Annotated in this window: 12 protein-coding genes and 1 tRNA gene; 7 read left to right on the plus strand and 6 right to left on the minus strand. The window is 41.3% G+C overall.

Annotated elements, in window-relative coordinates; translation table 11 throughout:
• Nucleotides 1–73: 73 nt before the first annotated feature.
• A complete protein-coding gene (gene recG / locus BANH1_RS03885; RefSeq protein WP_015398115.1) occupies nucleotides 74–2182 on the plus strand; it encodes an ATP-dependent DNA helicase RecG in 2109 nt (702 codons plus the stop codon).
• 250 nt (nucleotides 2183–2432) lie between these two features.
• Here the strand turns inward: recG and glmS are convergent, their stop codons facing one another.
• From glmS to BANH1_RS03910, 5 genes are all read right to left on the minus strand, one after another.
• Nucleotides 2433–4256, minus strand: a complete 1824-nt coding sequence (gene glmS, locus BANH1_RS03890; RefSeq protein ID WP_015398116.1) for a glutamine--fructose-6-phosphate transaminase (isomerizing) — start codon at nucleotides 4254–4256, stop codon at nucleotides 2433–2435.
• Between the two features lie 170 nt (nucleotides 4257–4426).
• Nucleotides 4427–5776 (minus strand): bifunctional UDP-N-acetylglucosamine diphosphorylase/glucosamine-1-phosphate N-acetyltransferase GlmU, encoded by a 1350-nt coding sequence (gene glmU, locus BANH1_RS03895; RefSeq protein ID WP_015398117.1) that lies wholly within the window; start codon nucleotides 5774–5776, stop codon nucleotides 4427–4429.
• A gap of 14 nt (nucleotides 5777–5790) precedes the next feature.
• On the minus strand, nucleotides 5791–6579 hold the full coding sequence (locus tag BANH1_RS03900; RefSeq protein ID WP_041582996.1) for a cytochrome c biogenesis CcdA family protein: 789 nt from the start codon (nucleotides 6577–6579) through the stop codon (nucleotides 5791–5793).
• Nucleotides 6580–6627: 48 nt separating this feature from the next.
• Nucleotides 6628–7647: a hypothetical protein gene (locus tag BANH1_RS03905; protein ID WP_015398119.1), complete on the minus strand. Its 1020-nt coding sequence runs from the start codon at nucleotides 7645–7647 to the stop codon at nucleotides 6628–6630.
• 1 nt (nucleotide 7648) lies between these two features.
• Complete coding sequence (locus tag BANH1_RS03910; protein ID WP_015398120.1) at nucleotides 7649–7972, minus strand: HesB/IscA family protein; 324 nt, start codon at nucleotides 7970–7972, stop codon at nucleotides 7649–7651.
• A 98-nt stretch (nucleotides 7973–8070) separates the two neighbouring features.
• On the opposite strand from BANH1_RS03910, the gene BANH1_RS03915 reads away from it, so the two are divergent.
• The 4 genes from BANH1_RS03915 (at nucleotide 8071) to BANH1_RS03930 (ending at nucleotide 15417) form a co-directional block, all read left to right on the plus strand.
• On the plus strand, nucleotides 8071–9300 hold the full coding sequence (locus BANH1_RS03915; protein ID WP_015398121.1) for a deoxyguanosinetriphosphate triphosphohydrolase: 1230 nt from the start codon (nucleotides 8071–8073) through the stop codon (nucleotides 9298–9300).
• 2 nt (nucleotides 9301–9302) lie between these two features.
• A complete protein-coding gene (argS, locus tag BANH1_RS03920; RefSeq protein ID WP_015398122.1) occupies nucleotides 9303–11060 on the plus strand; it encodes an arginine--tRNA ligase in 1758 nt (585 codons plus the stop codon).
• 123 nt (nucleotides 11061–11183) lie between these two features.
• Nucleotides 11184–13718 carry an SPOR domain-containing protein gene (locus tag BANH1_RS03925; RefSeq protein WP_015398123.1) on the plus strand — a complete coding sequence of 845 codons (2535 nt, stop codon included), beginning with the start codon at nucleotides 11184–11186 and terminating at the stop codon, nucleotides 13716–13718.
• Between the two features lie 592 nt (nucleotides 13719–14310).
• Entirely contained in the window at nucleotides 14311–15417 is a 1107-nt protein-coding gene (locus tag BANH1_RS03930) for a branched-chain amino acid aminotransferase (protein WP_015398124.1), read from the plus strand.
• Nucleotides 15418–15510: 93 nt separating this feature from the next.
• Here the strand turns inward: BANH1_RS03930 and glpX are convergent, their stop codons facing one another.
• Nucleotides 15511–16506 carry a class II fructose-bisphosphatase gene (glpX, locus tag BANH1_RS03935; RefSeq protein WP_015398125.1) on the minus strand — a complete coding sequence of 332 codons (996 nt, stop codon included), beginning with the start codon at nucleotides 16504–16506 and terminating at the stop codon, nucleotides 15511–15513.
• Nucleotides 16507–17042: 536 nt separating this feature from the next.
• On the opposite strand from glpX, the gene BANH1_RS03945 reads away from it, so the two are divergent.
• Together BANH1_RS03945 and BANH1_RS03955 are read left to right on the plus strand one after the other, a co-directional pair.
• A tRNA-Glu gene (locus BANH1_RS03945) sits at nucleotides 17043–17117 on the plus strand.
• A gap of 541 nt (nucleotides 17118–17658) precedes the next feature.
• A complete protein-coding gene (locus BANH1_RS03955) occupies nucleotides 17659–19644 on the plus strand; it encodes a DUF1561 family protein (RefSeq protein WP_015398127.1) in 1986 nt (661 codons plus the stop codon).
• Nucleotides 19645–20112 lie beyond the last annotated feature (468 nt).

Raw genomic sequence — 20112 nt, forward strand, 5'->3', positions numbered from 1 at the left:
TATTAAGTGGTTTATTCCCAAAAATCTCTTTTAAGGTACTGGAAAAAATAAAAAGGGCAGGCTAAATTTTCTTATGCCTTCAAGCCTCGTTGACCCTCTTTTTTCCTCCATTCGCACCCTTTCGGGAATCAGCCCAAAGGTTTGTTCTTTGATAGCCAAAATCCTTAATATTAATCTTACACAACGGGATCCTTACCTCATAGATCTACTCCGGTTGATGCCTCATTCTGTTATAGATCGTAGAATGCAACCCGATATTATTTTCGCAGAAGAAGGAACCATCGTCACTCTTGAAATCATTATCGATGAACATCAACCGCCACCAATGAGTCGCAGACGATTGCCTTATCGCGTTATTGCTCACGACAAAACGGGCACTATAAGTTTAGTGTTTTTTCACGCCCAACGTTCTTGGTTAGAAAAACAGTTACCAAAGGGAAAAAAAGTTACTGTATCGGGTAAAGTTGAACGATTCAACGGACAGCTCTCAATGATCCACCCTGATCATATCACATCAAATGAACAGCTAAACCAGATGCCATTAATAGAGCCTCTTTACCCCTCTACTACTGGATTATCAGCAAAAACACTGAAACGCGCAATACAAAACGCCCTCGACTATATTCCTCTTTTACCTGAGTGGATAGATGAAAGTGTGAAAAAGCAGCAAAACTTTCCCTCTTTCTCTGTTGCTTTGCGCCGTATCCACGCCCCCATAGATCCCCGCGACCTTACTTTAGAAAGTACTGCGCGTAAACGTCTTGCTTATGACGAACTTCTCGCGGGCCAATTAGCTCTCGGCCTTGTGCGTTTAAAAACAAAATCTTTTTTAGGAGCTTCCCGCCCATCAACGGCCACTTATACTAAAAAACTTCTCAAAGCCTTGCCCTTTCAACTTACAAATGGGCAAATAGAAGCGATAAAAGATATTGAAAGGGACTTAGCTTCACCTGAACCTATGTTAAGGCTTCTTCAGGGTGATGTGGGGGCAGGTAAAACTGTAGTTGCACTGATGGCGATAACGCAAATTGCTGAAAACTCTGGACAGTCAGCTTTAATGGTACCAACAGAAGTTCTTGCCCGACAACACTTCGCCACAATCGCCCCTCTCGCTCAAAAAATCGGTTTACAAACGACTCTTTTGACAGGACGAGAAAAAGGAAAATCGCGTACAAATATCCTCAACGGTATTTTATCAGGGCAAACCTCTATCATCATTGGCACTCACGCGCTTATACAAAAAAATATCGCATATAATAATCTTGCGCTTGCCATCATTGATGAACAGCACCGTTTCGGCGTTCACCAACGTCTCGCTCTCACAGAAAAAGGCCATAAACCTGATATGCTGGTCATGACTGCTACCCCCATCCCGCGCACACTGGTATTAACGGCTTTTGGTGATATGGATGTATCAAAAATTGCGGATAAACCAATGGGACGACAACCAATTACCACAGCGACAATTCCTTTAGAGCGGATAAATGAGCTTATAGAGAGAATTGCATCTGCGTTAGAAAAAGGCGAAAAACTTTATTGGATCTGCCCCTTAGTTGAAGAATCTACAGCCCTCGAATTAACATCGATTGAAAGTCGTTTTGCTTCCTTACAAAAACAGTTTGGAACTTGTGTTGGTATGATACATGGGAAAATGCCTTCCGGTGAAAAAGACGCAGCGATAACATCTTTTAAATGTGGAGATATACGTATTTTAGTCGCAACCACAGTCGTCGAAGTAGGGGTGGATATTCCTGATGCCTCAATCATTGTCATCGAACATGCGGAACATTTCGGCCTTTCACAACTACATCAATTACGCGGACGTGTAGGGCGTGGAGACAAAAAATCTTCTTGTATTCTGCTATACAAAAATCCCCTCACAAAGACAGCCGCAGCGCGCCTTAACATTATACGTAATACAGAAGATGGTTTTAAAATCGCTGAAGAAGACCTGCGCTTACGAGGCGAGGGCGAGCTTTTAGGAACACGACAATCTGGTATACCCGAATTCCATATCGCAAATCTCGCAGCACATAGTGATCTCTTATTAACGGCGAGAAAGGAGGCACGCCTATTTTTACAACGCGACGCCAATCTTTCTTCAGAACGAGGAAGAGCTTTACGGCTACTCCTTCATCTTTTTGGACGCGACGACGCCATTCAGCTCTTACGCGCAGGCTAATCTGAAAAAGAAATTCCGCAAATGAGATTATAAAGAACCGCACCGCCAAAATTGTGATCATTTTCACAAGTATAATTAAGTATAAATTTCAGCACGCTCAATTTATAAAAAGATTTTTGATATTCTGAAGCACCCCCCACCCTACCCAGGTATCACAGATGTGGAATTTTTGAAACATCAGCGTGTTTCTTAAAGATATAAAATAACACACTGAAAATAATTACAACTCCCAAAGATAAAAAATCCTCTTTTACTCAACAGTCACTGATTTTGCCAAATTACGCGGTTGATCAACGTCTGTCCCCAATAAAACAGCTGTATGATAAGCGATAAGCTGAATGGGTAAAGCATAAATAATGGGTGCAATAAACTCAGGAACATCCGGTAAAATAATAACCGACGAAGAATCAAAACGCGTTGCCATCGCTCCTCTTCTGTCCGTTATTAAAATAATACGACCGTTACGCGCTGCTACTTCTTGCATATTAGAAGAAGTTTTTTCAAACCATTTATCATAAGGTGCAACGACAATGATCGGTATCGTCTCATCAACTAACGCGATCGGTCCATGTTTCAGCTCGCCTGCTGCATACCCCTCAGCGTGAATATAAGAAAGCTCTTTTAGTTTAAGAGCACCCTCTAAAGCGATTGGGTAAGAAGTGCCGCGTCCTAAGTAAAGAACGCCCTTTACATTTATTAAATCACGGCAAATGAGTTCAATTTTATTATCTAGCTTTAAAACCTCATTTAAAATCTTCGGTACTTCCGCCAATTGTTGAATTAATTTCTGTTCTGTCATCTTCGAGAGACACCCACGTTGCTTAGCTGCACTAAGCGCCATTGAAGCGAGTGTTGATAACTGGCACATAAAAGCCTTCGTTGAAGCGACCCCAATTTCTGGACCAGCTAATGTTGGTAAAACAAAATCAGCCTCTCTTGCCATAGTTGACTGCATAACATTCACAACTGTTGCTGTTTTTACGCCACAGTCCCGACAGTAGCGTAAAGACGCCAATGTATCCGCTGTTTCACCAGATTGAGAAACAAAAACCGGTAATATGTCAGTTGTTATAGGTGGTTCACGATAGCGGAATTCAGAAGCTACATCATTATCAACACTGAGTGCAGCGAAGCTCTCGAACCAATAGCGCGCAATTAAGGTTGAGTAGTAAGCTGTCCCGCAACTCGCGAATGATAACCTATTGATATTTTTCCAGTCGATTAAATTTCCAAGCGAGCGAACCGAATAATTTCCAAGATCAAAATAATGAGCTAAATTACGAGAAATAGCTTCAGGTTGCTCAAATATCTCTTTGCGCATAAAATGGCGGTGGTTGCCTTTAGAAACTAACAGAGAACCCTCAAATGATTTAATGATAGGGCGTTCTACGCGCTGATTATCGAGATCGTAGATTGTTACCCCTTCACGTGTGAGTACAGCCCAATCCCCATCTTCCATGTAACTTATGCGATCAGTAAATGAAGCTAAAGCGATTGCATCCGACCCCACAAAAAATTCATCTTTACTATAACCAACCGCCAAAGGTGGCCCAGAGCGGACGGCAATCATAAGGTCGTCTTCACCTTCAAAAATGAGAACAATCGCAAAGGCGCCCTGTAATCTTTTCCGGCTAGTAAGAGTCGCTTCTTGCGGAGACAGGCCGCTTTTTAACGCGCGCGTAATTAAATGAGCAACAACTTCAGTGTCAGTTTCTGTTTCAAAGATGTAACCATCTTCGGTAAGTTCTTTTCGCAATTCTGCAAAATTTTCGATAATACCATTATGAACAATCGCAAGCCGCTCAGTCATATGAGGGTGAGCATTCCTCTCTACTGCCCCTCCATGCGTAGCCCAGCGCGTGTGGCCAATGCCTAAATTTCCTTCCAAAGGTGTTATTTTTAGTTTCTCTTCTAAATGAATTAACTTTCCCTCAGCTCGAACACGATGAAGGCGCCCATTATGCACTGTCGCTAAGCCGGACGAATCATATCCCCTATATTCAAGGTGCTTCAAACCTTCAATCAAATAGGATGCTACAGACCTATTTCCAAGAATTCCAATAATCCCGCACATTAGAAAGCTCCGATCCGCATCCAAAATCTATAATAGATCTGCAAAATAATTTAACTGTCTTTGTACAAACTTCAGGCAACCACCCAAATCGAATATGGTATGGCAGTAACTAAGGACAAGGCTCTGCATGATTATTAAATTACCATAAAATGGAGAGATGGGTTTAAAAATTATTTATTTCGTTTATTTTCTGATAAGCGCGCACGCAATCGCGTTGCACCATCCTCTTTTATAACCTGTCGTGCACGTCCAAAAGCCACGCTGTCCACAGGAACATTTTCGGTGATAACACTACCAGAAGCGATATAAGAACCTTCCCCTATGATCAATGGAGCAACAAGCGCTGAATTAGAACCAATAAAGGCATTGTCACCGATTACAGCCTTAAATTTATTTATGCCATCATAATTACAAGTAACCGTGCCTGCTCCGATGTTGGTATGCATACCAATTTCTGCATCGCCAATGTAACTTAAATGGTTAATTTTGGTAGCTTCACCTACTTTTGCTTGTTTAATTTCACAAAAATTTCCAACTTTAACCGATCGTGCTAACTCTGTTCCAGGACGTAAACGTGCATAAGGCCCAATTTGTGCATCCGCGCCAATATCAGCCCCCTCTAAATAACTAAACGCGCGGATAACCGCACCAGACCGTATTTTCACTCCTGGTCCGAAATAAACATTTGGTTCAATCACAACGCCTGGTTCAATTTCTGTATCATAAGAAAAATAAACACTCTCTGGCTTCAATATAATAACACCGGATAACATAAGGTCACGTGCTTTACGCTTTTGCCATAAAGTATCAGTCTCACAAAGCTCAAGACAATTATTGACTCCTATAACGTTGTCAAAAGGCACCTCGACTATTCGAACATCCAAGCCTTTATGTGAAGCGATAGAAACAATATCTGTCAAATAATATTCTCTCTTCGTATTGTTATTACCAACCTTATTTAAAAGAGAAAGTGCACACTCCCCATTGATAGCCATCACGCCGCCATTACAAAAGGAAATTTTTTTTTCTTCATCGCTCGCGTCTTTTTCTTCTACAATAGCGACGCATTGACCATTTTTCCTAATTAGACGGCCATAACCTGTTGGATCAGAAGCATAAAAACCAGCCACAACAACATCTGCGCCCATAGCGAGATGCGCACGCATTCGCGCCAATGAATCTTTTTCAATCAAAGGAGTATCACCAAAAACAATAAGGATATCATCTATCCTATTCTGTAAAGCTAGCTGAGCGGATAAAACCGCATGGGCGGTTCCTAAACGTTCTTTTTGTTGGAAAATTATTGCATCTTTTGCAAATGATCGAACGACTTCAGCAACATCTTCAGCCCCAGATCCGACAACCACCGCCAACTGCGAGGATTCTATCAATTCTATCTGTCTTAACACGTGACATATGAGTGGTAGTCCAGCTATTTTATGAAGTACTTTTGGAAGGGACGATTTCATACGCGTTCCCTCACCTGCTGCAAGAACAATAGAAAGGCAATTTCTAACCATAAAAATACACAAAATTAATGAGAAAACTTAAATAAATTTGTAGCATCATGCCAATTAATAGATTCAACCTCGCTCAGCAAAGGATATTTTTCTAAAAGCCAAAACGAAAAATTTTGCATAGAGCCTGTCAAAAATAAAATACCCGTAGCGATCAAAAAAATTCCTATAATTTTTTCAATTTTCCCTAAATGAACACGAAAAGCGCCTAAAAATCTCGTAAAGCTGCCCGAGAATAAAGCCGCCAGCATGAAAGGCACTCCAAGTCCTAGTGCATATATTCCTAAAAGTACAGCCCCTTCGCCTGCAGTTTCTTTTGTTCCTGCAAGTGTTATAATAGGCCCCAAAATTGGGCCTATACACGGCGTCCAGCCAAATGCAAAAGCTAAGCCAATTACATAGGCTCCCAAAGGTCCGGAAGGCATTTTGCGCGTTTGAAAACGCGCTTCTCGAAATAAAAAACCAATCTTGAAAACGCCCAAAAAATTTAAGCCAAAAATAATGATAATAATTCCAGCCGCAATAGCTAACCAATCACGATAATAGCCCACAAATTTGCCAATCGTACTCGCACTCGCACCCAATGCAATAAAAACAGTTGTAAAACCGAAAATAAAAGCAACAACGGAAGATAAAAGTGCTAAACGCACAGAAGTGCTCCCATTTTGCTTCGCCAAACGAAAATCGTCGATAGTTACGCCCGCCATATAGCATAAATAAGGGGGAACTAAGGGCAAAACACACGGCGACAAAAAAGACAACGCGCCGGCGAAAAATACACTAAATGTCGAAAATTCAGTCATCAAGGCTCTACACCCATTTTAAACTACTGTTTATATACTCATAAACGATAATCAATCTACCAATTCATCAAATTTTTGTGCATTCTGTACGTCTGCCAAAACGTTTACGTCTTCATCTTGGCCAGAAACTACTGCAAAAACCTTTTGATAAATTTGGTCTTTATTTTTGGCAATAGCAATATAATTGCCCTCAACTAGCACAAACGAAACGTACGCGCCAACCGTTTCATAAATAATATCACCGGAATCATTAGTGATAGACCAGCTTGTGTCTGCCAGCGCTTCCCCTCCTTCTTGACGTATTAACTTTAACACGATTTGGGCCGCTTGATGCTGAAGACTTACTTCTGTAATTTTACCGGCATCCACGTGGATATCTGAACGTATAATGGCATTAACTGAACCATAATGAGAAACGACATGATAACTCCCTGCCCTTAAACGCACAATTGACCCTGGCTTAACATCTGACAAAATTATACCCGTATCATCGTCTTCCTTCGCATCCTTGTATATGGTAAAAAGCAACTCCTTTTCATTAATTTTACCATTGAGTAACGTACCATTAAAAATAACGCCACCCGCGTTAAGATTAAAATTTTTGGTAAGGTGTTGACCGCTTTCCAAACTTATGTATTCTACCATACTGGCGTGGCCAAACGAAACATGGACAAGATAGCTTCCTTTTTCTAAATCAAAGCGCGCACTCCCCCCTTCAGAAGTTGCTATTAATGGTAATTTATCATCGATTCCCAAAGTAGGTGCATAAACTCGCCACACTAGGCCTTCTGTAAGATTTTCGCTACTAGCAGTTAACCGAGCGTGCAATATTAGCTGAGCCTGAGGGTGCATAACTTCTGTTTCGTGATTCTGAGAATATATAATGGAAGTTAACGTTTTTTCTCGCTGATAATTTGGAAGTCTTTCTCCGTCGGAGAATGCGTAAGCGCTACAGCTCGATAAGGTAAATATTACTACCCGCCAAAGAGCTCTATACAATATTTTCGTAAAAATACCCATTTTTATATTGTTGACTAAAGCGATAATCTTTTCAAGGAGCAATATTGCCATCCTATATTGAAAAACTAACACCACAACCGCATGATGAAACAGCATTGGGGTTACGAATTTGAAAAGATTGCTCCATAAGATTGTCAACAAAATCAATTTCAGCCCCTTCCATAAAAGGTAAAGACATTGAATCAATAAATATAACCGCTCCACCTTTTTTAATAACGAGATCACCCTCCTTGCTTTCGGAAACCAAATCATATTTATAAGAAAAACCCGAACACCCGCCGCCTTCAACAGAAATACGTAGAGCCCTTTTATCGGGTTCATTCAAGAGTATTTGCTCAATCCGCTTGGCAGCACAATCTGAAATGTGCACACTCATTTTTCATATATCCTTGCATAAAATTATCGAGAGAGTATCTTAAAAACCTATGAGTAACAAACTGATTCTAAATTTAAGAGAAGAATAGATAACTTGCAATGAACGCGAGCGCTAGTAATGTTAATTATCAATCTCGAGCGATATATAGTACTAATCCTCAAGAAAGCCGCGGCAGATTATTTCATGAATCTGCGAGCACTTTGCGCACACATTTTCAGCGAGATCGGGACCGTATCATTCATTCTAATGCATTTCGGCGTCTTAAACACAAAACCCAAGTATTCATTGCTGTTGAAAGCGATCACTATCGTACGAGGCTTACTCATTCAATCGAAGTTTCTCAAATTGCACGCACATTAGCCCGTGCGCTGCATCTTGATGAAGATCTCACTGAAGCTATCGCTCTCGCTCATGACTTTGGGCACCCTCCCTTTGGTCACGCAGGAGAAGAGGTCCTTAATCAATTAATGGCACTTTATGGTGGGTTCGATCACAATGCTCAAGCATTACGAATCGTTACGAAGCTCGAACAGCGTTATGCAAATTTTGATGGACTGAACCTTACTTGGGAAACACTCGAAGGGCTTGTAAAACATAACGGTCCCTTTTTAGGCCCTTATTCTAACAACAAAAATGTCCCTATCGACATTCTGCAGTATAATGAAAAACAGAATCTTGAACTTGACTGTTTTGCCGGATTAGAAGCACAATGTGCTGCTGTCGCTGATGACATTGCCTATAATGCTCATGACATCGATGATGGTTTACGTTCGGGTCTTTTGACAATTGACCAACTTAAAAAAAATTCGCTGACCGCTTTATTATTGGAAAATATTAAGGAAGAATACCCGCAGCTCGACCAAACTCGATGTGGCTACGAACTGGCCCGGAGACAAATAACGACTATGATTGAAGATGTTATCGAGCAGTCACAAAAAAATTTAGCGGTCCTTAAACCAACAAGTGCATCAGATGTTCGTCGAGCGGGACGAATTATTATTACTTTTTCTCCTACAATGGCCATTCAAGAAAAAGAACTAAAAGCTTTTTTATACAAAAACCTTTACTCTCATGATCAAGTCTTAATACGTTTAAATAAAGCAAAACACGTTGTGCAAAAATTATTCAGCTGTTACTATGAAAATCCGAACTTAATGCCTGAAAGCTGGTGCCTCCAAGTAACTCATCTAACAAACCGAGAATTAGCGCATCTTGTTGTTGATTTTCTGTCAGGTATGACCGATCATTATGCTTTACGCGAATATCGCCGGTTATTCGGCCCTATAGATGATTTAGCTCAATCGATTTCGAATGAACACGGAATGTAAATATGAATATCTTTAAGAATTTCGAGGATAAGATTAAAAAATTGCTCGAATTATCTGATATAAAAGGGAAAAATGGTGAAAATCTAAATTTATCAAAAATCACCGTCGACCCTCCGCGCGATTCTTTACACGGTGATTTGTCAACGAATGCTGCTATGGTATTAGCGAAATCCGTTGGACTAGATCCGCGTATATTAGCGGAAAAAATCGTGGAACTTCTAAAAAATGATCAATTCATCGACCATATCAGTGTCGCTGGCCCTGGATTTATCAACATTAAGCTCACAAGATCATTTTGGCAGAATACATTAAAATTAATAATTGAAGAAGGTACGATTTACGGTCGTGTTTTCATAGGGCGAGGTAAACGGGTCAACGTTGAGTATGTATCTGCGAATCCGACCGGCCCGATGCATATCGGACATTGCCGGGGCGCTGTTATTGGGGATGTTCTCTCTAGTTTACTAAAATTCGTCGGCTATGATGTTACCAAAGAATATTATATTAATGATGCTGGTGAGCAAATCGAAGTGCTTGCCCAGTCTGTGTTGCTGCGCTACCGCGAAGCACTTGGGCAGGCAGTCAGTGAAATTCCAGAAGGGCTGTATCCCGGCCAATATCTGATACCATTAGGGCAATCACTAGCTCAAGAGTTCGGTGACCGCTTGCTCACTATAGGTGAAGATGAAGCTTTATCTGTAGTGAAAAAGCGTGCAATTGATGCGATGATGGCCGCGATTCGTGAGGATTTAGCCACCCTTAATATTTACCATGATGTCTTTTTTTCTGAACAAGTGCTTCACGAAAATAACGCGCAAGCCATTCGTAATACGATTAACGAGCTTACTTTAAATGGTTATATCTATAAAGGGGTACTACCGCCACCAAAAGGGAAAAATACAGAAGACTGGGAGCCACACGAGCAAATCTTGTTCCGTTCAACCGATGTGGGCGACGACCAAGACCGTGTCTTAGTTAAATCTGACGGCTCTTATACTTATTTTGCTTCTGATATTGCTTATTTTCGTGATAAATTTAATCGTCATTTTGACGAAATGATTTACGTCTTGGGAGCAGATCATGCCGGTTACGTAAAGCGGCTAGAAGCGATGGCAAAAGCAATTTCTGCCAATAAAGCCAAATTAAGCGTCTTTTTGTGTCAATTAGTAAAGTTCTTTCGCAATGGCCAACCTGTGCGTATGTCTAAGAGAGCTGGATCATTTATCACTCTTCGCGATGTTGTAGAAGAAGTCGGCAGTGACCCAGTACGTTTTATGATGCTTTTTCGTAAGTGTGAAGCACCTATTGATTTTGATTTTGCAAAAGTGATGGAGCAATCAAAAGATAATCCTATTTTTTATGTGCAATATGCGAACGCACGTTGCCACTCAGTCTTCCGTCAAGCGCAAGAAAATTTTCTCATCAAAAATTTTTCAAATAACTCGATGATTACGAATCTTTATCGATTAACAGAGGATAGCGAAATATCACTGATACGTAAGCTGGCTGAATATCCGCGTGTTATTGAACAAGCCGTGCTTCACAGAGAGCCGCATCGATTAGCGTTTTATCTCTACGACCTCGCTTCAAATTTTCACGGACATTGGAACAAAGGTAACGATGATCCTAATTTGCGCTTTATCCAACTTGATGATAAAGAGCTTTCATTGGCTAGGTTAGGCCTGATTCAGGCTGTTATTAATGTCTTATCTTCAGGACTTTCGATTGTAGGTGTAAAGGCGCTAACAGAAATGCGTTGAAAAATTTCTGCAAATACATAAAATGAGGAGCCTGTGGAGAAAAAAAGGTTTATAATCTAAAACTAAGAATTGGTCCAGAAATAATTTACTGTACTCAAGTCCAGATCATTTGTGAGAGAAATTATGAGCGGTAACGATCGCAAAAATCCGTATGAAATAAAAAAAGGATATAGACCCTATGATCCTTTAGGGAGGTTTACGCGAATTCTCGATTCGGACAAACGGGATGAAAATTCTCTTCCTCAGCGCTCCCAATCTTCTCCAAAGCCAGATAGCTCAGCGCCTCAAACTCCCGAAACTCCATTTCAAAATGGAGATTTTGATTTACCTTTTTTAAAAACGGAACCCAAAGATATTTCAGCTAATGAATTACCACTTAATAAGCAAAATGAGCAACGGGTCTTACAGTCAGGTGTTAATGATCTAACCTCAAAGGGCAGTAGGCTGACTACTTCTGTCGGCAGCCAAAAGCAAAATGATATCTTATCTGTATCGGTATATTCTTCCCCTACCGATAATGAAGAAGAGAAAATTTTAGACGCACTTTCTCCGTTACCAATTCGTAAATATCAGGCACCGCAAGATAGGACATCACCGTCCGATAGTACCTCCGCTTCTGAAAAAAGTCATTTTGACGCGGAATCAGAGAGTCCTTTTCTTGATGACATAGACGCCCAAAATAACAGAACGGTTGCTGAAACGCCGCGTGAGGGAACTGAGCCCTTCGTGCAAATAAGCGCACAACAACCAGGAAATTTTGCACGACCTAATTACCATAGCCAAAGAAATAACTATAACACACTCAAAAGCTTTTCGTATAAAATGTCGACTGACCAAAAAAAATGGGCAGAGGAGCGTTGTACTGATATACTAAAATTTTCTGCAAATAAAGATTCTCTTTCTTCATCTCCTGACACAGTTTCAGATAAAAATAATGATCTAACAAATGAGGCAGTAAGGGCCTTTTCACGTGTCTCTGATTCATCGCAAGTCGACGAACTGTCCAGTTTAGAAAAGCTCCCACCCGAAGGTCATTTTATTGATCACCTCGGTCGCCGCGGAGGAGAGTTTTTAACACAAAAAATTGACGCTGAAAAAAATCCGGAATATGATGACGCCAGGGTTCGGTGGCCTGGAGGCATTATAAATAACATTGGAAATATTGTCTCTGATAAAGATAATAAAATTAACATCTGCTACGACGAAAAGAGTCCAGATTGTAAACAAGGCTCGCCGGGGATTTCTAACGCTAACCAGATAAAGAGTCCTCTTGCGCATGGCCGCGCTCATAGCGATAATCACCCTCCTCGTGTTGACACTCACAAATTCGCAGACGAAATCGTAGAAAAGACTGGCCCGATTACAGTTTCGAAGATTTTACATGAAGAATTAGGGCATGGTACATCTGTTGATAGCTTGAAAAAAGAATTTTCAGATATATTTAACGTGGGGAATATTTCGCGAAAGCAAAGAACTGAAGCTTTTAGTAAAATATTTCATTCAACGAAGCAGGACCCAGAAGAAAATTTACGTGTCAATGCCCCAAAACAAAATACTTCCTATTCCGTCGTTGATAATAAAGGGGGATCTTCTCCTGCTGAGAGTCTTGAGTACGAATATGCAGATGAAGCGGCTGCCGGTGTGCTAATGGCTCCTGCGTCCAAAAATTTCGTCATCGGTAAGACTTTTATCGGGAGCATTGCTCTTTTTATCTTAGGGGCAATTGGTTTCATTAGCTATTCTCATTTCTTTACGTCGCAACATGGGAATAAAAATCCGCTTATTATCCGTTCTGATGATAAGCCCTTTAAAATTAGGCCAGAAACGACGGAAACAGAGAGTGACGTCACCCATAATTTAGATATTTACAAACAAACAACTGAACAAAACGAAAAACAAAAAAATGCGCAGCAATTTCTTGTTGATAAGTCTGAGCAACCTAAAGATTTGGCAGAATTAAATAAATCGACGCCCGCAAGTACCTCGTCTACATCTCTTGATAAAGGAGACGTCGAAAGCGCGGTCGCGGAAGCACTCAATCATGTCGTTCCAATGCGGGAAGTTCAGTCTGTCATCGTGAGGAAAGATGGCACGATTGCGTTAACTCCGAATCCCCGTACAGATGAAAAACCCGCTAATCTTCCTGAAGTAAGCAATAATGCTGCTGCAGCCCAATTTCAAGCTGCAGCCCAATTTCAAAGTGAATCCTCTGAAGCAAATAATGAGGAAGAACAACGTAGCCCTGCAACTGATGTTAATCAAGTAATTACAGGAAAGATTCCTGTTCCTAATCTTGAAGAAAGGGCTGAAAATTCATTTACAGCAAGTTCTTCTTCTACTAGAATCGATCCGGGCGCGCAGGGACATATTGCTTCTCACTCGGATTCATTAACACATTCAACGACACAAAATTCTGAGCATTACTACGTACAACTTTCATCTCAACCGACATCCGTACAAGCCGAAAACTCTCTAAAAAACGTCAAATCTAAATTTAAATCCCTCATCGGTGCTCGCCCTTTAAATATTCAGTCCGCTTTTATACCGGGGAAAGGTACCTATTACCGTGTCCGTGTTCAAACTCAAAGCCGTGATGAAGCTGTGACTCTTTGTGAAGAAATCAAAAATGTTGGGGGAACCTGCTTTATCACGCGTTAAATGGGCATACAGTGGCAATTTTTAAAGCTGGTGCCGCGTTTCAGAGGCTCTGTTGCGCGTTTGGCTTGTTGTCCGCCGGCTTGTAGATAAACCTTAATTGCTGAGTTTGTCGAGGTCTTGCGTAATTACCTGTCGGAAAATATTCTTTCTCTTTCAGCTGCGCATAATAGATCTTTGTAGCTGAGGGAAATGCAATATTAAAATCCTTCTGTGGGCTCTGCGTTATCTACTTTGATTCTGTAGCATCATAGTTGGAAAAGGATTTTTGGATTTTTCAAAAAAAGCGGCTATACGCTAGCAACGTATCAGGTAATTTCCATCAATCATAACGAATAATTATTTTCCAATACCCGGGTAGTACGCGAATGTTATGGTCGTGTAGGCATTTAATTTCGACAGGCTAACTTGGCAAGATCTAAAAAAAAGTTCTAAAACAAAGATAAAAGGATACCTACAAATGGTACTCAGTCCATTTTACAATAACATGTTGACATAAAGGAGTTGCTGATCGTAGGGTTAGGACGAAAGGATCTTACCTTTCTTCCAGATAAAAATACACAAAATAAAGCTATCGCTTCAGAGGATTTTGTTTATGAAATCTTTTACATCGCCGCTTTTGTTCGAAATAGAAGAACATTCATCTCCTTTATCGGATGCAAAACGTGAAGAAATTTTGAAAAATCCTGGTTTCGGCCAATTTTTTACAGACCATATGTGTGTCATTCAATGGACTGAAAATAAAGGCTGGCATAATGCTGTTATCTCTGCATACAGACCTTTGCAGATCAACCCTGCAAGTACCGTTTTTCATTATGGTCAGGAAGTTTTTGAAGGTTTAAAAGCATACCGTGCAAAAGATAATCGTATTTTGCTGTTCCGCCCTGATGCCAATGCGCGACGTTTCGCTGAATCAGCCAAACGATTAGCTATGCCTGAATTACCCGAGGACATCTTCTTGGATGCGATTAATCAATTAGTCAAAATTGATCAAAAGTGGGTTTCCAATAACCCAAATGCTAGCCTTTATATACGCCCATTCATGTTTGGCAATGAAAGCTTCTTAAAAGTCCATCCTTCTCGAGAATATATTTTCTGTGTCATCGCATCCCCAGTTGAATCATATTTTAAAGAGGGAGAAAAATCTATCAGTGTATGGGTTGAAACAAATTATAGCCGGGCTGGCCCAGGCGGTACAGGAGCTGCCAAATGCGGCGGAAACTACGCAGCAGGCTTACTTGCACAAAATAATGCTGCAAAAAATAATTGCAGCCAAGTCCTCTTTCTCGATATGGTTGAACGTAAGTGGATTGAAGAGTTAAGTGGTATGAATATTTGCTTTATTACGGCGCATAACGCGCTTGTAACACCACCACTTAACGGCACCATTCTCCCAGGGATAACCCGTCATTCAATTTTGAAGCTAGCGCAAAAAATGGGTTTAACGATAGAAGAGCGCCCTTATTCTTTTGAAGAACTTAAGGAAAATGCAGAAAGTGGTCAACTTAAAGAAGCTTTTGCCTGCGGCACAGCTGCCGTCATCACATCAATCGGTCGATTCAGCTACAAAGATGGAGAATTCATTGTTGGAGGCGAAATGACCGGTGAAATTACGAAAAAACTTCGTACAGAACTTATTGGGCTTCAAAGAGGAAATATAGAAGATGAGAACAACTGGGTGCGCCCTGTTAGGTTATCGTGATAAGCAGAAAAAGGCGAAAAATATCTTTGAGATTAACTTTCAGAGCCCCACGGAAGTGCGCGCCGTACAGCGGCGCTTCCCCGTCTTTATCTATCAACCAAATTCCGACTGATCGCTATGTTGCGCTTTTATTTTACGAATCGTTCTCCTGTGGGAACTGAAACACATTGCAAGAGTCTCTGTATGGACATAAAGACGGTTAAATTGAACACCAGAGAGCATATCGCCATCAGTGACACCCGTTGCAGAAAATAAAACATCGCCTTTTACCATTTCTTCCATTGTGTAAGCCATATTAGGGTTACTGATTCCCATATTGGCCGCACGCACGATTTTTTCTTCTGTATCAAGCTGCAAACGCCCCTGCATTTGACCTCCAATACAGCGTAGAGCTGCCGCTGCTAAAACGCCTTCTGGCGCTCCACCGACGCCCATATAAATATCAATGCCGGTTTTACTCGGATCTGTTGTATGAATAACAGCAGCAATATCGCCATCGCCAATCAAGCGGATCGACGCACCCGCCGCGCGCACTTCGTCAATTAATTTCGCGTGACGAGGTCTATCCATGATACAGGCAGTAATTTGATCAACAGCCACTCCTTTGGCCTTTGCAAGAGCATGCAGATTATCTGTAGGACTAGCGTCTATATCAACCACTCCCTCAGGATAGCCGGGACCAATAGCAATTTTTTCCATGTAAACGTCCGGAGCATGAAGCAAATTACCTTTTTCGGCAATCGCGACCACCGCGAGCGAATTAGCGAGATTTTTGGCGCAAATTGTAGTTCCCTCAAGGGGGTCAAGAGCAATATCGACCATCGGCCCATTTTTACTCCCTACCTCCTCCCCTATATAAAGCATAGGGGCCTCGTCGCGTTCACCTTCGCCAATCACGACCGTACCATTAACAGGCAGGCGATTAAGTCCCCGGCGCATCGCGTCCACAGCCGCTTGATCAGCTGCCTTTTCATCACCGCGTCCCCGCCAGTGCGCAGCTGAGATAGCAGCACGCTCAGTCACGCGCGCCACTTCGATCAGTGAAATACGACCGAGCCCGTTTAAAGTCTTATCGGTTGACCCAAGCATATGGAAAACTCCAATTGAATTAGCGTCGGAGAAAAATACAACACTCGCCCCCGAATATTTGTAACAAGGCTTCCACGAAGATGCAAGCTTCCTGTAGGGAAAAAGCAGCTAGATTCCTCTTTCTCGTCATAAAACGAACAAACCACATAAAATAAATCCTGAAATTTTCGTCAAAAAATCTCATATAATTTAGCCGCAGCTGCGCAATAAAGCGGCCGCCTTCTGCAATTTCCCCGGACACCTCGCGACACCTAATAAAATAAAGTGCGAAGCCCTTTATATACCAAAATGGTTATTCTTACAATTAGGTGCAATGAGGGGCACCATCCCATTACCTCTGTATTACTAGCAAGACATTTCACGAACTTTCACAACTATATTCATATAGTTCTCCTTCAAGCTTTATGGAATAAAGTAACCCAAGTTAGGCCAACATATATTTAAAAATAACTCGTTAAAATTCGTTTTTTTTCTAAAAATCACATACAGGGCTTGCGAAGTAAAAAGATCCTCTCTATAAGCCTGATCATTGATTTGCGCCCATCGTCTAGCGGTTAGGACGCCGCCCTTTCACGGCGGAAACAGGGGTTCGATTCCCCTTGGGCGTACCAATCTCTTTATAAAGCGTTGTTCTACCGTCTTTTTTGACGGATGGTGGTCCTCGCTTCCCTGTTTTTTTACAAGGTGTGAAAACGCCAAGGTTTTGTTGCACCCTTTTTTTAGAGCTCTAGAGACAGAATCAGAGCTTCAGAAGCCATCTTTTGATATGAGCGAGGCAGTTATCAATTGCATCAATGAACTGTGATATCCCAAGCGTGAATGCTAGAAGACATAATATAATCCATTTTAACATCCACGTAAGCAGCTTGAATTTTTCGTAATGACCTAAAAAATCAAGTAAGAGCCTGAACTCTTTTTCATTGAGCTTTTGGATATCTTTTTCACGAGTGATTCTATCCTTCTCTTCCATGCATCACCTCATAAAAAAAGCCCCCAAAATGGAGGCCGGTGTTGATACTAATCGAAGTGGTTTACGCGCATTTTAGTTTTAAACATACTCTTTTTCGTAATTCTCTAGTCTAATTGCCTTTCCGCCCTATAACTCGAGCCTGAATGTAACTTGAATTATTAAACATCAGGACTCTCCGTATCATGAAACACGATAAAGCTCCGTTTTTTGATTTAAGGGAGCATAGTTTAAGAAAAAAAAGTAACGTGAAATTTCTTTCGTTCTTTTTTGTCTTTTTATTATCTCTCAATTCTCTCCCTTCTTTCTCTGCTCCCATCCCCCAAGTTATTCAGAAGCCTGCTGATGAACCTGCTGATAGAGCTATCCGCGTTAAAGCTCACAACGGGGGGGAATATTGTTACGCCTTGGCATTTGTAGATGGCGAGGGCTACGTTTACCTTGACAACTGCTCTTCTCAAAAAGTTCCATTCGCTCGGTATGATGTTTTTCAAAGGATAGCTTGGAAGATTAAAGACGTCTGGTTGTGTATGACAGCTCCAAGTTCTGTCACAGGTATTGGCGGAAGCGCAACAGCAGATTGGGATTATATCAAGCTCAGACCTTGTGTTATCAATGACGCCAATCAACGTTGGATCGTTAAAGATAATGCCTTTCACACGGCAGACGAAAAGTTTCGTGTTAAAGATTATAAGTGGTACACTTATATCTCGAAAAATCCAAAAGACTACTACAACCATACTTTGATGACGCCCACAATGGACGAGTGGGTAAAAACTATCGCAATACCTGGTAATATGAGCTTTAAAACTTCACTAGGCTGGAAGTATGTAAGCCGCTCTGGCTTCTTTATGTATTATATTTCAAATAGCGGATCTGAATCTGGAGCCTTTGACCTTTACTATAACCCTGAAAATGGTCATATCGCCAGATATTTCCCTTCCGCTGGATTGCTTGCTTGCATGACTTCCCAGCAATCTTCTTCGGAGGAATGGGGTTGGGTCAAGTGGTTATTTTGCAATGATAATGTCCCCACCACAAAGGATAAAACATTCTGGGACGTTTCTTTTTTAGCTGGACGTGAGGGACTGATTTTGGATTACCAAAATAATTTGTTAAGAGTTACTCAATATGGTTCTAATTGGGGATTCCCTTATACCGCAAAACCTGCTTATATCAAACAAGACACGCAAAATTCTCCAACATCTAAATTTGTTTTAGATTATGATATTGAGCGGTGGAATCGCTATGTTATGGCAAATGTGGAAGACGCACTTCCTTACTGCCCGGCTCCTGGAAAAACGCCGCCTGTTCTCGGTCCGAGACAAAAAGCAAAACGGTCCTTACCCCCTGATTTCCACTTTGATGATCAATGGCAAAGGCGGCTTTACGAGATAGCAATCTCTACGGATGATTCCCATGCTACAGCGGGAATGTGCGGTATCTGCCTTATACATACTCTTCAAATGATTGCTGAACTTCACGACACTTTCCCGGGTGCCCCCCGTTCAAGAGGTTATTTTTTTGATACAGCTCCGAATGTCAATCCGCTAATTTCATTAGAAAACAGATATCCTTTGCTTTACCGGGCTATAGAATTTGCTTCTACTATTCATAACGTCCCTATGACCCCGCAAGACGGTTACCTTACGACTGATGTACTGGTAGCGAACGCGGTAACGCAGATCGCTTTGCCGAATTATGCTTGGAGATTATCGAGCATATCCACCACTGCAGTCACCATTGCGAATGCCATCGAGAACCTTTTCCGCGCACCTCCAGGAACAGTGTGGATTGGTTTGTCTGTCTACCTAGATGGTGAAGTAACCAGACATGCGCTGCCGATTTTGCGTTCTCGCGATGGGCTTATAATAATTCCGACAAATCTTGTATCCGGTGCAACAAGCTTTGAGGATTTTTCCAGCACACTTCAGCCAATTCGGGATGGCGATATTGACACTGTTTTATATCGTCTTACCCAGCAAAGCCCTTATCTCCCCTTTCTCGCTCTGGCAACATTGCAGCTAACCGGAGAGGCCGACCAACCTTTGAGCGTTACAATCTCCCAAAATAACTGTACCGGAGAAGGAGAACGTAGAAGAGGCAGTGGAAAAGTACCAAAAAGTTCTTTAATTAACCAATGTACAGGCGGAAGGTGCGCTATCCTTTAAGAAAAATACAAAGACCCAGAGCGCGTTTAGCGACGCAAAATTCGCGCTGTGTCCCGCGGGGGGCTCGTTTCTCAAATTTCTTCTAAAATTTAGCGTAAGAGCGGAAGCTCTTACGCTAAAATCGGCTTTTTAAAAAGGACGTATATTAGTATTAACTGAATTGACTTACGCGCGTTTCTTGAGTTGCAGCTTCCCCAAAACAGGACATTATAATCCTGTGTCTGAACCGATAAATCCCGTATAGTCCCTTTTTTCTTTTTAAAATTAAAAAAGCTAAAGCAGCGAAACCGAAAGGCGCTTCTTTTCCCAATTCAAGACTTTGCCCACCTGATATTTTTATGAAGCTTTACATCATACAGTTTTTTTCTAAACCTAAACAAACAAAGATAAAAAGCAAACAATGCAAATAAAATTTATTTCTAAATTTCACGCTTCTACTGAAAAAACTAACAATCATACAATCACTGC

The sequence above is a fragment of the Bartonella australis AUST/NH1 genome, assembly GCF_000341355.1.
GTDB classification, from domain to species: domain Bacteria; phylum Pseudomonadota; class Alphaproteobacteria; order Rhizobiales; family Rhizobiaceae; genus Bartonella; species Bartonella australis.

Bases quoted from the DNA above. Each gene is read 5' to 3' on its own strand.
- glmU (WP_015398117.1), bottom strand. From the start codon at position 5,776: ATGGTTAGAAATTGCCTTTCTATTGTTCTTGCAGCAGGTGAGGGAACG.
- BANH1_RS03930 (WP_015398124.1), top strand. From the start codon at position 14,311: ATGAAATCTTTTACATCGCCGCTTTTGTTCGAAATAGAAGAACATTCA.
- glmS (WP_015398116.1), bottom strand. From the start codon at position 4,256: ATGTGCGGGATTATTGGAATTCTTGGAAATAGGTCTGTAGCATCCTAT.
- BANH1_RS03925 (WP_015398123.1), top strand. From the start codon at position 11,184: ATGAGCGGTAACGATCGCAAAAATCCGTATGAAATAAAAAAAGGATAT.
- BANH1_RS03915 (WP_015398121.1), top strand. From the start codon at position 8,071: ATGAACGCGAGCGCTAGTAATGTTAATTATCAATCTCGAGCGATATAT.
- argS (WP_015398122.1), top strand. From the start codon at position 9,303: ATGAATATCTTTAAGAATTTCGAGGATAAGATTAAAAAATTGCTCGAA.
- glpX (WP_015398125.1), bottom strand. From the start codon at position 16,506: ATGCTTGGGTCAACCGATAAGACTTTAAACGGGCTCGGTCGTATTTCA.
- recG (WP_015398115.1), top strand. From the start codon at position 74: ATGCCTTCAAGCCTCGTTGACCCTCTTTTTTCCTCCATTCGCACCCTT.
- BANH1_RS03905 (WP_015398119.1), bottom strand. From the start codon at position 7,647: ATGGCAATATTGCTCCTTGAAAAGATTATCGCTTTAGTCAACAATATA.
- BANH1_RS03910 (WP_015398120.1), bottom strand. From the start codon at position 7,972: ATGAGTGTGCACATTTCAGATTGTGCTGCCAAGCGGATTGAGCAAATA.
- BANH1_RS03955 (WP_015398127.1), top strand. From the start codon at position 17,659: ATGAAACACGATAAAGCTCCGTTTTTTGATTTAAGGGAGCATAGTTTA.